A 14,212-nucleotide genomic window follows, 5' to 3' on the forward strand; every position below is an offset into this window, starting at 1 on the left:
CATAAATGATAAGGAAAATGAAACCGATAAATAAGTTCAATAAGTATATAGTTTTAGCTCTTGCTGTGGCTCTTTTCGCAGGATGCAAGGGTGGTGATCATAAAAAGGCAAAGGAAAATACTGTCCAGGCAAAGGATATACCTGTAGACAAGGATTTGCGTAGTAAATTGAATGAGTTTGCTACAAAACCAAGAACAAAGGGTAACTTTGCTTTCTCTGTTTATGACCTTACAGCTGATAAGCCTGTTTATGGATATGATGAAAACAAGACATTACCTGTTGCGTCATGCCTTAAATTGCTTAGCGGTGTAGCAGGACTTCATTTGTTGGGTACTCATTATATGTATGCCACGTCTCTTTATACCAGAGGAAAAATAGATAATGGTACGCTTCATGGCGATATTGCTTTTAAGTGTGGACTGGATCCACAACTTAACGAACCTGATTTGGCGATGTTTACAAAGCAGTTGGCGAAGCAGGGTATTAAGAAAGTTGACGGCAAACTTGTTGTCGACCTCGTCTTAAAAGATCCTGTAAAGAGCGAGCAACATTGGTATCCTTGGGATTTGTCGTTCTCTAAATATGGTTTGTTCTATAAAGGTTCTCCAAAGGTGATGAAGGCATTGAAGGCAGCATTGCTGAAGCAAGGCATTCATTTGGCAGATAGTCAGGTTGTCCTTGCTAAAGTTCCGAAAGGTTCAAAGTGTCTTTTCCGTTTCCGTCGTCCTGTAGAACCAGTAATCAGACGTATGTGGAAGAACAGTTCAAATACTCAGGCTACATCATTATTATATACTATCGGTCACCACATCAATCCAAAGGGCGTTCCTACTGTTGTAGGTGTGGAATATCTTAAAAAGTTCCTCAAACAAGAACTGAAACAGACTAATAAGGCGATTGTTGTCCACGACGGATGCGGATTGTGTATTCACAATCATCTTTCTCCGGCTGTACTTGTTGCTGTATTGCGTTATGGATATATCCACAAACCTATTCATAAAGTGTTGATGCGTGAACTATCTATATCAGGAGTCGACGGCACATTGCGCAGTGAGATGAATAGCCCTAAGTTGCGTGGACTTGTACATGGCAAGACAGGAACTCTTTCACATCCTTATGGCATCAGTTCACTTGCAGGATATTGCACGGGTGGAAATGGGCACTTGCTGGCTTTCTCTATTGTAGACAGCGAAATGTCAGTGCTTGATGCACGAGTGCTACAGAAACGTCTTTGCGAAGCACTCGTGAATAAGAATAAGGATTAACGTGTGGGATATGTGACAAGTTTGACGTTGTCAAGCTTGATGTCACAATCAGCGTCAATATCTTTTGCCTTGTTGGTGTAGAAGATAGTAGAATTGGCAATAGTGATGTCGTGAATCATTCCCTTCTCACCATGAGCTGTTATTCCGTTTCTTGCGTCACGGCATATAACATTTGATATGTGAATGTCTTTAAAGTTAGGCACAAAATCCATAGCTGCTGCCATACCCTGCTTTTTGGCACCTACGTGATTATCAAAATAGGTGGTTTCAAAAACTATTGCGTCGTCTTTTATATCACTCATATAGATGTTGCTGATATAAATGCTTTCAGTGATTCCTCCACGTCCTATGGCACTCTTGAAGCGAAGTCCTGTGTCTGTTCCGCTGAAAGTATTGTTGTTCACAAAGATGTTCTTCATTCCACCAGAAAATTCACTGCCTATTACAAATCCTCCATGTGCATGATACACCTTGTTATCCTGTATATTGATGTTCTCGCATGGGCCGTTTTCAAGTCCAGCCTTTCCAGCACCACCTTTCATGCATATACCGTCATCGCCAGCATCAATAGTGCTGTTTACGATAAGCACGTTGCTGCAGTTGCCAACGTCTATTCCATCCCCATTCTGAGCATTCCAGGGACAGCGTACAGTTACTCCGTCTATAATCATGTTATTGCATCTTTGAGGAACAATATGGAATTTAGGTGAGTTCTGTATCGTCACGCCTTGAATAAGTACATTCTCGCATGATGTAAGTCTTATAAGGTGAGTGCGCATGTTCTCTTGTGCTTCGGCAGAGTTTGCAATGTTGTCGAAGTTTTTTAAGTTATATGGATACCATAGTTCTCCATTGGCAGAAATAGTTCCACCTAGTAGCTTGAATTGATTCCATTCAGCATCACTAACCTTTGAACGCTTCACGGCTCTCCACCATTTACCATTACCGTCTATAGTGCCTTCACCTGTTATTGATATGTTCTTGCGATTGCTTGCGTTGATACCAGGAGTAGGTTTGTTGTCTGTCGCTCCGTCTTCCGTCTTGAAATGATCTTTCTTATCAGGTGAAAGCAGTATCATGGCATTACATTCAATATGCAGGTCGATATTATCTTTAAGAGAAATCAATCCTGTGAGATATATTCCAGCAGGAACATTAAGATGTCCTCCTCCAAGTTTATTTAACTTACTTATTGCTTTTTGAAATGCAATGGTATTCATTGTTATTCCGTCACCAACGCCTCCACATTCTGTAATTGAAACATTGTTGTCGGGAATAGTAGGGGCAACGACTTCAGGCATCGGCTTTGGCAATCCCTGATAGTATTTTGCATAGTTGTTTCCTGCAAAAGCAGTCATACTGATGATTAGAGAAAGCCCGAATAAGATGTATTTTTTCATTTGTTTTATTATTAAGTTTGTTTATTGTAAAAATGATAATGCAAATATAGTATAAAACAAATGTTATTATGCTGTAGGATATTATCTTTTAAGAGATAATAACAAACAGACAACAAAAAAGCTCGATACAAAAGATTGTATCGAGCTTTTTGTGGTACCACCAGGAATCGAACCGGGGACACAAGGATTTTCAGTCCTTTGCTCTACCAACTGAGCTATGGCACCTTGTTGCTTAATTGCGGGTGCAAAGGTATGAATTAAATTGTAAATAAAAGAATAGCGTATTAGAAAAATTCTTTAGATTAATATTTATTAACGATTACGTGGATTAATCTATTTTATTCATAATGAATGAAAATAGTAGGGAAACAAAGTAACGTTACTGCATAGACTCATTACTAACGTAAAGTTACTACAGCTTTATCTATTATAAAAGTATCACTAGTGTTCACTTTAAACGATTAATCTTTAGTGCAGCGTATTATATAATAAAAGATTGAGCCTATATTTCTCTGTGACGAGTTGAATTTTGTATATTTAGGGTACCTCCCTGTGTATTTTCTTGTTATTTAGCTACGAAGCTACGGTATCTTTGGCAAGGCTTATAAACAAAGGGATTGACGATACGTAGTTTTGAGGATTTAGCTACGTTAAGCTACGTTCTAGCTACGTCAACTTATGATGTTTTAAGGATGGAATATATTCTATAAGTGAATTTGTCAAAGAATCGTTTGCTGTATCTGAGGAACTGAGGATGGGTAAATTGATGCATTAAACGAGAACAGAATTTTCAAGCTTGTTTAGATGTTCTGCCGAATTCCGCTGAATTCTTTGCAAAGATACTGCAAAATTTTTGTCCATGCAATCAGATTTAGGTTAGACTGTTAGCCAAAGTTTTAATCACAGGAGTGTTACACATCATTATACACGCGCTCACACATGTGCACACTCTGGGCTTTTCATAAAAACAAGTGTCGAAGTGTCTATTCATTGAGCATCAATCCGTTAGAATACTTTTCGGGTCGAATGAAGTGTCGGTTATTTGTCGGTAAAATATGGGTGAAGATTTCCATCATATTGCATCACGCTTTACGAAGTTTTTCGTTGCGTTTTGCGATGTTTTGCAATCCTTTTTACGATGAAATGCATTGCGTTTTACGAAGCAATAGGAGGTAAAACGTCGTAGAAACGTTTGCGTTTCTACGTTCAAACGTTTCCGTTTCTATATAGAAACGCATGCTAAACTTGAATTTTGACAGCCAGATCACCGTCACCTTATTTAGTCTAATTCGTCGATAAAATACTGGTATTCATTAAGTTGACACTTCGACACTTATATTTTTCAAAACCCTAGGTGCGCGCGTGAAGACGCGTACATTATATATGCAGAATAGGATAACGTAGCTAATACGTAGCTCACGTAGCTAAATTGACTTAGCTACGTTCCGTCAACCCCTTTGTTTAAAGGCTTTGCGAGAGATTCCGTAGCTCCGTAGCTAAAAAATACGAAAAACGCAGGGGGGAGCCCCCGAAAATATACAAAATTCAAATCGTCACCAATAAATCTAGTTTCTAAACTTTTAGCGTACAGTAATAAAATCATAACCAACTTAATATGGTTAATCACAGCGCAACTTAGCTGCACGGTATGGGTTGCAGGATAACAACAAAGGATGTGCTAACGCACATCCCTTTTGCTGTTTTTATAGATTCCCCGCAGATGATTATTGTTTGTGTTCCCGCAGATAATCCAGATTCTCGCAAAGAAAAACACAAAAGTGGGAGAGTGGTGCAAAGTATTATTGATATAAACAATGCCGTAAAGATGGATTTATATTGAAGTCTATTTTAAATTCTACTTCTTTTCAAGCTCAGACTTTATCTGCTTTATAAAATCTTTATCCTCACCGATTAACAGTCTTACAAGCTTATATACCATTGTACAAGGGTTGTGATCATGGAATCTCTGATTATTAAAGATTTTCGATTGACGTTCTGCACGTTTGATAGCAACATGTTCATCACAATGACAAGCACTGAGTATAGCGCGCATCTTTATATCGTTTTTAAGATAAGTATATTCCTTATTACCTTTACGATAACCAGTATCACGTACACGTTTTGTGATTATATCCTTATAATCATTACGATTCATTGGGGTGGAACGATCATCAAAATGGTAAACGTACCAAAGTTCAAATGCTTCATTACTCCATGCACATCCAATTTTGTTTTTAGTAGCCTTTTTGATGGCATTATCAAAGTCTGTAGGTTTAAAATCATCACGATCGAATACTACCCAAACTGAGTCGTAGGGGGTGCCAACCTTGTCAGCTTGTGCTTTTAACTGAATTGCTTTATCAACCACCTGAATGGTATTAATTCCACCGCCAGCAGTATTTATTTCATAGACTAAACCACTAGAATTAGCCATCATACTGAATGAACGAAAATAATTTGGTTCAGTTTTTTCTCCTTCACATACAATCAGAATTCGGCATCGGACATACCTTTTGTCATCATTCGCCACTGGTTCCATGATGATTTTTGGTTGAAGCGATGATATGTTTAATTTCTTTGCCATAATTATTCTGTGTAAGGAATGATATAAGGTATACCTCCATAACGGCCATTGATATAGTTGCGCCCTATATTTCCATCGCCACGTGGTTTAGTACCATCTGGCAACACAATCTGCATCATATTGTAAATATCTGTACGTTCCTGAGAATCTTTCTCAGTGAACCATATTTGATCGCGACGTAGAAGGTGACTTGATAGAAGGTTGGTGTCATGTGTTGAGAAAATAAGCTGAGCGCAATTTTTATTGCGGGCTGGGTCATTGAACAGTGATACCAATTCCAATGAAATTAGTGGATGCATCTTGGCATCGAGTTCATCAATGACAAGTACTGTACCTGAGTTCAACGTATCGAAAATAGGACCAGCCATATCGAATAGTTTACGAGTACCTGCAGATTCCATTTCATCGAACTCAAAATTTTGAGTACCAACCATTATTCCATCTTCATCATATATTCCATGTGAAGAGAAAATCTTTATTTGCTTCTTTCCAATTAAATCCTTAATAAGTTCTTCTCTAAGTTCATTTGGTATATCTTTTGGAAGATCATGAACGTCAAAATCGTGATCCATTGAAACAACATCTTTGAAACCAAGTTGTGCTCTTTTAAAGAAATTTTTCATATCGTTACATCCTGGCAAGTCTTTATTCAAATACAATTTAGTAAAAGATTTGTAGGAGTTAGTATCAAGCCCAGATAATACATTAATACCTTTTTGGAAAAAATCAATGATTGAGTTAGATATTTTTCCCCCTAACTGTCCAACTAGAGAAATAAATAATCGGTTGTTATTTGTTCTTTCCTCAAGGTCTTTACCTTCTGGAAATAGTTTATTATTCACTCCAATGCCTTCAAGCGTACGAATGAATATATTACTTTCTTTGCCAGACTTCTCTTTACGAATAAGCCATTCTTCACATATCTCTTGTGCCGTGTTTGAGAAGCCGTAACGGTAATGGATGCCATTCGTTACGAACTCAGCCTCGTATAGTGTTGGTTTATTAGTATTCGCTTTGTTAAGCAGAAAAGGCTCATAAGAAAGCTCTTCCTTGTCGTTCATTTTTATTGATGACTGTACAAGATGTGCCATTTTAGCGATACCTAGAATAACATTACTTTTACCACTTGAATTTGCACCATAAATGGCTGTAGTGCGTAGGTAGTTGCCATTATCATCATTTACGATGTTAGAAAATGGCTCATCCTTTATTGACGTAGGAGTGAAAACCATTGTCTTCCTCTCTGCGATAGAGCGAAAGTTTTCTATTGTAAAACGAAGCAATGTAGCCATATTATTTAATATGTTAGTTTAATTATTGTATTTTATTCTCAAATATTACTGCAAATATACGTAATAAGTTGTTAGTTTGATACGTAAAATGAGAAAAACTCTCAAATATTATGTTTATTTAGCTGTAAATGATATCAAAACACGAAAAATAATCAATATACAACTTGTCACTATAGTAGCATTTCTTTTGCTTATCCTACTTTGCTACTTCTTAATAGAAATGCAGTAGCGTGCATTTGGGTGACCGGTCTATTCTCCCGCAGATTACGCAGATTCCCGCAGACAAACTGCAAACAGCATGAGTTACATTATCTCCCGCAGACTTATTGTCTCAACTTGAACGGCATATTCTCTCGCAGATAACGCAGAGGTCGCAGAGGAACGCAGCAAGCTGCATTATTTCGCAGAGAAAGACAGTTTGTTGTTCGTGTGGTTATTGAGGTTTGTCTGCGATTATCAGCGTAATCTGCGAGAGACATTGGGGTTTCTTTGTGCAATAGCTTGAGTACGCTAGCGTGATTATTCTCTCGCAGATAACGCAGATTTACGCAGAGAAAATGCAGTAATGGGAGAGTTGTCTTATTTTGTATTGTAGTTGGGAGAATACTACAGTTTTACGGTTTTAAATATCTGTTTGTTAAATCAACATGATACATTGATTTTTTGCATATTTTGGCAATAAATGAATTTAAATTACTAATTTTGTAGCATGGAACAAAACCAAATAATACCATCGGATTATAACCAAGCAGCCGAGATTATTAAAACGGCAATTCTACAAGGTCAGTATGAGGCTCTCAAAGATGAAAACCGCGTGCAGCTTGCTGTGTACTTTGGTGTAGGTAAATACGTTTCGATTAATTCACGCAAGGGCGGAGCTTGGGGGACAGGTGCGCTTGAAGCTATAAGTGAACGATTAAGAAAGATTCTACCTGGGTTAAGAGGCTTCTCTGCCAATAGTCTTAAGAATATGCGAAAGTTCTATGAGCAGTGGAGTATGCTTGATAAATCGACAATCACGAATGTCGAAACCACAAACACAAAATCGACAATTGCGATTGTCGATTTGCCGGATGCTATCGAAAGTATTGATATTTATCACTCGCTGTCATTTCCTGACACCGTATCTTTCCCCGTTGAAGACTTTCTGCATACACCTTTCACTCATCATATACGCATAATCGAAAAGATTGACAATATCAATGAGCGGTACTATTACATACACAGATGTGCCAATGAATATTTGTCTGTAGAAGCCTTAAAACGCTTATTCAAGGAGGATGCGTATCACAATCAACAGCAGATACCGAATAACTTCACAACAGCCAAAATCTCAGCGAAGGAAGCAAGAAAGGCTGTTATGATGTTCAAAGATGAATATGCTCTTGACTTTATAAATGTGGAAGAGATTGGGGTACGAGACAATGAAGATATTGATGAACGTGTGGTAGAGCAACAGATTGTTCAGAATATAAAACGTTTCATTATGACATTTGGTAATGACTTTGCCTTCATTGGAAATCAATATCACCTTGAAGTGTATGGTGTAGAACATTTTTCCGATTTACTCTTCTTCAACAGAGAGTTGAATGCTATAGTATGCGTGGAGCTCAAAGTGGGGACATTCAAGCCAAGTTATCTTGGACAACTCACAGCATACTTACGAATACTTGATGATCACGTGAAGAAAAGCCATGAGAATCCATCAATAGGTATCGTTTTATGCAAGAGTGCCAAACGTGAATATGTGGAATACATCATTCAAGACTTTGACAAACCTATGGGTGTTGCTACTTACACAACAGCAGCCGATATGCCCGAAGATTTGCGTAAGGCGTTGCCTGATATGGATGAACTTAAGAAATTGTTGTGATTATGGAAGATAAATAGGTTAATAATGATAAATAAAAATAATCCGACAGTTCATTGAACTGTCGGATTATTTTGTATATCTAAATGTCATCTTTTGCTGAATTTCAAATACTCTTCATAATCAAATGGAGCTAAGTTATCAGGAATCTCCTTATCTAATGCTTTGTATAATGGTAGAGTTTTTAGATAAGCATTATTTATCAATTCTTCAACGTAATAACTGACACGATCAATGAAAACATATTCTTTTCCGTTTTCGTCTTTATGAATGGTAAAATTCGCGAAGTATGTCATTTCATAATATAGATACTTATTCAAAAGCTCGTAAGCCTCTTCTTTCTTATTAAGATAATAAAGTGCTCTAACTGAACTTATAATATCCATATTAATAAATATTTCACTTTCTCCAGAGTCATTGCAATCAACAAACTTGTTTTTTAGTTTCTCAACATCATTTGTCATTTTCCAAACTTTGAAGAATAAGACAATCTCCAATATTCCCCATATTGCGAGGATAATAGAAATAGTATTAAATGTATTTTCCATAATAGTATTATTTGTTATATTGATAATATACGACAAAGATAAATACATTTTTACGTAAATGCAAGTTTAATGATATTTTACATCAAAATTCAAATGATTGATTGGATCATTGATAGATATCAGAAATGTTTATTGTAAGTTACCTGCGTAATAGAGGGAATAATAAGTCTCATGCAGATTACAGTAAATGTTGTTCTCTGCGAGAATTTGCGAGATCTGCGGGAGAATAGTCTGTTTTTGCTGATAATACAGATACATGAAAGGGAATTATACAAGACTCCCGCTGATTTCACAGAGTAACGCAGAGAAAATATATCTGCGTGAATCAGTGAAATCAGCGGGAGAAATATGTAAGTCTTTTATTTATATCATATAATACTATTTTTCGTCACGAATAGGATTCCATCCTTGTGCCTCTAGCTGGAATTCATTGTCGTCACGAGTAGCTAGCATGCATCCTAGACTTTCTTTAGTGATGTAGCCTATCTGGCGTATGCCTTTGATATTCTTAATCTTCTCGTGATCTCCGATAGGAACCGTGAATAGTAGTTCATAATCTTCACCACCATTTAATGCACAGGTAGTGAGGTTCATGTTGAACTGTTCGGCAGCAACCGCAGTTTGGTAGTCGATAGGTATTTCTTTTTCATATACACGACAACCGCAATGACTTTGGTTACAGATATGAAGAAGTTCGCTGCTAAGTCCGTCAGAAATATCAATCATTGCAGTAGGTTTGATATTTGCTTTGCGCAATTCGTCCACAATGTCGCCACGTGCTTCTGGCTTAAGTTGTCTGTCGAGAAGATATTCCTTTCCAGCAAAGTCAGGTTGGAAGTCTTCTACGGTTTGTCTCTGTGCTCTTAGAGCAGCAAGTTTTGCCTTGTCGTTAGCTGCTTGTGCTTCGCGTACCTTTTTATTATACTCTTCAATTTGTGAATAGTATACAGCTTTTTCTCTTTCGAGAATCTGAAGTCCCATGTAGGATGCACCAAGATCACCTGAAACGCAAATGAGGTCAGTCTCTTTGGCTCCGTTTCTGTAAACGACATCCTCACTAGCAGCTTCACCAATACAAGTGATGCTGATGGCGAGACCTGTTCTAGATGAAGTGGTGTCACCACCAACTACATCAATGTCCCATTTTGCGCATGCTTCACGTAGTCCGGCATAGAATTCGTCTAGGTCTTCTACTTTGAATCTTTTTCCAATAGCAATGCTCACCAAAATTTGATGAGGAGTTCCGTTCATGGCGAATATGTCGCTGATGTTTACCATAGCAGACTTATAGCCAAGAGTGCGCATATCGATATATGTTAAATCGAAATGTATTCCCTCCATTAGCATGTCGCTAGTGACAAGAACTTCCTTTTGGGGATAATGAAGTACGGCGCAGTCATCACCTACGCCATACTTTGTACTTGTATTCTTTGGTTCTATATCTTTGGTGAGTCGGTGAATAAGTCCGAACTCTCCAAGTTTAGAAATCTCAGTCATTTAATATTCTTAGTTCAATAATATTATAATTGTAGTGTTATGAGCGACGAATCATCTCACGCATAATCTCAGTCATCTTTGGCTGTGCTGCATTGGCTGCTTTCTGTACATCCTCGTGACTAACCTCTACTGGAACGTCGAAGCCTCCAAGGTCGGTGATGATGCTGATACCAAATACCTTTATGCCACAGTGATGCGCAACGATAACCTCAGGAACTGTACTCATACCAACTGCATCGGCACCAAGCAAGTGGTACATTCTGTATTCAGCAGGAGTCTCGAAAGTAGGTCCCTGAACTCCCATGTAAACACCATGCATAAGGCGAATATCTTTCTCCTTTGCAATCTCGTTAGCTAGCTCAATAAGAGTATGGTCGTAAGCCTCGTGCATATCAGGGAAACGTGGACCAGTAGGGAAGTTCTTTCCGTGAAGAGGATGCTCAGGGAAGAAATTGATATGATCGTTGATAACCATGAGGTCGCCAATCTTGAAATCAGGATTCATACCTCCAGATGCGTTGCTTACGAAAAGAGTTTCGATACCCAATTCAAACATTACACGCTCAGGGAAGGTTACTTCTTTCATGTTGTAGCCCTCATAGAAATGGAAACGTCCCTCCATAGCCATGATGTCTTTGCCACCAAGTTTACCGAATATCAGTTTGCCTGCATGGCCCTCAACGGTAGAAACAGGGAAATTAGGAATCTCACTATATGGGAATTCGTAACTATCGGTTATTTCTGAAGCTAATTGTCCCAGGCCTGTTCCCAGAATTATCGCTGTCTTTGGACTTGTTGTCATCCTTTCCTTTAGCCAGGATGCTGTTTCTTGAATTTTTTCGTACATAGTCTATGATTTTATCATTAAAAACATTTTCTTGGTTGAGCATGAACCTTACTTTGATAGGTAGAACATAAATATGACTTTTCACGTCATCGTCAAGTCCCTCGATATCTTCAAGTCGGGTTGCATCTTTTTCCGTTGTTATAATAATCTTGTTTCCCTTGATGTTTGCGAAAGCTTGATTTATTCTTTCTGCATCTTTTGACGAAAACTGATGGTGATCGGCAAAAGACAAAGGAGTTATGCTTGTGACATATTTTTTAATGTCGATAATTATCTGCTTTGGTGAAGCTATTCCTGAAACAAGCAGTACATTTTTACCTTTCAACTGCTGCTTCGTGATTTTATTTTCTTCTTTATTGAATAATGGATACAGCGTATCATAGTCAATTGTAGAGAAGAACAGACTTTGGTATGGATAAAGGTCCATAGACTTTGTCAGGACTCTGAATTCCATAGGCTTCAAGTCTTTTGGGCACTTCGTGATGATAACGATGTCGGCACGGTTCTTTCCTGATAATGGTTCACGTAGTCTTCCAGCAGGCAACAACTTGTCATAGATGATGAGTCGATGATAGTCTACTAGAAGAATGTTGATACCAGGTTTAACATATCTGTGCTGAAAAGCATCATCAAGCAATATTACATCTGTATCCTTACGATCATTGATGATATTCTCTATACCTCTTGTTCTCTTATGGTCAACTGCAACATTTATGCCAGAAAATTTCTTCTTCATCTGAAATGGTTCATCGCCAATATCTTTCATCGTACTGTTTTCGTCAGCCAAGATGTATCCATGTGTCTTTCTTTTGTAGCCTCGTGAAAGAACAGCAATTTTAGCCTCTTCTTGAAGAAGTCTTATCAGATATTCCACATGAGGTGTCTTACCAGATCCTCCAACAGTGATGTTGCCAACTGATATAACCGGTATATCATAGGAGTGTTGTTTTAGCACTCCGATTTCAAATAGTTTATTGCGAAAGCCGACTCCTATTCCATAGAGCCAACTAAGTGGCAACAACCAATCATATATGTGAATAAAATCTCCTTCAGTTCTCATAATAATTATTTAATCTTGATGATATATGGCAGGCGTGCCTGAACTTTGTCCATGTGTTCAAAATCGCTAACGATTTTAAATGGCTCATAATATTCGCCAAGCAACATCTGCAAATGTTCGTCCAGATTATTATAATCGTTTTGTTCTGTATTTAATATTTGTTCGAAAATACTTTTTGGTGCAGGATAAGAAGATGTCTTATAATCATCATCCTTTGCTAGTTTGGCAGCTTTAGCAACAGCTTTGTCAAGTCCGCCTAACTCGTCGACAAGTTTAATCTTTACAGCATCTTCGCCAAGCCAAACTCTACCTTGTGCAATCTTTTCAACTTGATCTAAAGTCATGTGTCTGCCTTCAGCAACTCTTTTCTTGAAAATCATGTATCCATGATTTACATTATTCTGCAATAGTCCCAACTGTTCTGGTGTGAATGGATGACCACTTGCTCCAAAAACAGAATTGCGATTGGTCTTTACTTCAGCATAGCTTATTCCGAGCTTCTTAGTGTATAATTCGCTCATATCTTCAAACATACCGAAGATACCAATGCTACCAGTAATTGTAGATGGGTCGGCAACAATCCAGTTTGCATCGCTGCTGATATAATATCCTCCGGATGCAGCAGCGCCACTCATGGAAACTACTACAGGCTTAACTTTCTTGAGTTCAGCAATCTGATGCCAGATCTGTTCAGAAGCATAAGCTGAGCCACCACCTGAATTGATACGTATGACAACAGCCTCTACATTATCATCGTTTGCAAGGTCTTCCAGATCCTTACACATATCTTTGCCTACAATCTGATGTCCGTTGCTGAAAACGCTTTGAGGTGAAGCCTCGTCAACGATGTCACCATAAGCATAATATACCGCAATGTGTTTACCTGTTGCAATATCATCGCTTCCAGCCATGTCGTCTACGCTAACCTGATTGACAGTTTCGTCTTGGTCAATAGACAGCATCTTCTTGATTTTTGATTTCACCTCATCGTTATACATCAAGCCATCAACCATCTTGTATTTTACAATGTTTTCTGCGTCTTCAAGCATAATAGCTCTGTCGGCATAAGCATTAAGAGAGTCTTTGCTTATATCTCTGTTTTTTGAAACGGTGTTCAGGATAGTGCTCCACCATCCATTAAGATATCTTTCTGTCTGTTCGCGGTCAGCAGCGCTCATGTTATCAGCAGTAAGAGTCTCGACAGCACTCTTGTATTTACCAACTTTAGTCGTAACAAATTTAATTCCGAATTTAGCCAAAAGATTCTTGTAGTAAACCTTTTCGCCACCGATACCAATCCAGTTTACCATGCCTTCTTTGTTCATGTAAACTTTGTCAGCAGCAGAAGATATATAATAACTCAATGTGCTGAATTGTTCTCCGTAGGCAACAATCCATTTTCCAGATTTCCTGAAGTCAAGTAGCGTATTCTGTATTTCTTCAGCTTGTGCCAAATCAGCACCAAGTTGTCCAGCCTCAATGTATATACCTTTGATATTCTTATCGTCTTTAGCCTTACGAATAGCTTTCACAGTATTTTCAAAACTCAGTCCTGATATACCGTTGATATTGTTCATTATGTTGTCTTCAGACTGTTCTGTCATCTGACCGTCAAGTTTTAAGACCAATACAGAGTTGTCTTTTATGTCATTCGTGGCACTAGAAGCAACACCGATACCAATAATACACAATATTCCAAAGAAAGACATTACAACTCCAAAGAGAAATATGCCTAGCATAGTAGCAAAGACGTTTTTAAAGAAATCTTTCATACGTTTTATTTTTCCAGTTTAAATTAGTTATTATATATACTATGTGCAAAGATAAATAAATTAATTTATAAATTACG

General features: G+C 37.9%; 10 protein-coding genes and 1 tRNA gene. 2 read left to right on the plus strand and 9 right to left on the minus strand.

Annotation, left to right across the window (positions count from 1 at the left end):
- Positions 1–17 precede the first annotated feature (17 nt).
- Entirely contained in the window at positions 18–1,265 is a 1,248-nt protein-coding gene (locus HEQ28_RS01345; RefSeq protein ID WP_434503401.1) for a D-alanyl-D-alanine carboxypeptidase/D-alanyl-D-alanine-endopeptidase, read from the plus strand.
- Here the strand turns inward: HEQ28_RS01345 and HEQ28_RS01350 are convergent.
- The 4 genes from HEQ28_RS01350 to HEQ28_RS01365 all read right to left on the minus strand — a co-directional run bounded on the left by HEQ28_RS01350 (position 1,262) and on the right by HEQ28_RS01365 (position 6,541).
- The gene (locus HEQ28_RS01350) at positions 1,262–2,665 is read right to left on the minus strand and encodes a glycoside hydrolase family 28 protein (RefSeq protein ID WP_434503402.1); all 1,404 of its coding nucleotides are present in this window, start codon (positions 2,663–2,665) and stop codon (positions 1,262–1,264) included. The genes HEQ28_RS01345 and HEQ28_RS01350 overlap by 4 nt on opposite strands.
- Before the next feature lie 152 nt (positions 2,666–2,817).
- Positions 2,818–2,890 (minus strand) — tRNA-Phe (locus HEQ28_RS01355).
- A gap of 1,630 nt (positions 2,891–4,520) precedes the next feature.
- Positions 4,521–5,249 (minus strand): RloB family protein, encoded by a 729-nt coding sequence (locus HEQ28_RS01360; RefSeq protein WP_434503403.1) that lies wholly within the window; start codon positions 5,247–5,249, stop codon positions 4,521–4,523.
- Positions 5,250–5,251: 2 nt separating this feature from the next.
- Complete coding sequence (locus tag HEQ28_RS01365) at positions 5,252–6,541, minus strand: AAA family ATPase (RefSeq protein WP_434503404.1); 1,290 nt, start codon at positions 6,539–6,541, stop codon at positions 5,252–5,254.
- Between the two features lie 709 nt (positions 6,542–7,250).
- Between HEQ28_RS01365 and HEQ28_RS01370 the strand changes: the two genes are divergently transcribed.
- On the plus strand, positions 7,251–8,414 hold the full coding sequence (locus HEQ28_RS01370; protein WP_434503405.1) for a PDDEXK nuclease domain-containing protein: 1,164 nt from the start codon (positions 7,251–7,253) through the stop codon (positions 8,412–8,414).
- Positions 8,415–8,500: 86 nt separating this feature from the next.
- On the opposite strand, the gene HEQ28_RS01375 is transcribed toward HEQ28_RS01370, so the two are convergent.
- The 5 genes from HEQ28_RS01375 to sppA form a co-directional block, all read right to left on the minus strand.
- Positions 8,501–8,959: a hypothetical protein gene (locus tag HEQ28_RS01375; protein ID WP_434503406.1), complete on the minus strand. Its 459-nt coding sequence runs from the start codon at positions 8,957–8,959 to the stop codon at positions 8,501–8,503.
- A gap of 378 nt (positions 8,960–9,337) precedes the next feature.
- Positions 9,338–10,456, minus strand: a complete 1,119-nt coding sequence (thiL, locus tag HEQ28_RS01380; protein ID WP_434503407.1) for a thiamine-phosphate kinase — start codon at positions 10,454–10,456, stop codon at positions 9,338–9,340.
- A 37-nt stretch (positions 10,457–10,493) separates the two neighbouring features.
- Entirely contained in the window at positions 10,494–11,303 is an 810-nt protein-coding gene (locus HEQ28_RS01385) for a purine-nucleoside phosphorylase (RefSeq protein WP_434503408.1), read from the minus strand.
- Positions 11,185–12,363, minus strand: coding sequence for a tetraacyldisaccharide 4'-kinase (gene lpxK / locus HEQ28_RS01390; RefSeq protein ID WP_434503409.1), 1,179 nt, complete (start codon positions 12,361–12,363; stop codon positions 11,185–11,187). Before lpxK ends, HEQ28_RS01385 begins: the two co-directional genes overlap by 119 nt.
- Before the next feature lie 5 nt (positions 12,364–12,368).
- Positions 12,369–14,135: a signal peptide peptidase SppA gene (gene sppA / locus HEQ28_RS01395; protein ID WP_434503410.1), complete on the minus strand. Its 1,767-nt coding sequence runs from the start codon at positions 14,133–14,135 to the stop codon at positions 12,369–12,371.
- Positions 14,136–14,212: the final 77 nt, after the last annotated feature.

This window comes from Prevotella sp. (assembly GCF_051059605.1).
Classification (GTDB): domain Bacteria; phylum Bacteroidota; class Bacteroidia; order Bacteroidales; family Bacteroidaceae; genus Prevotella.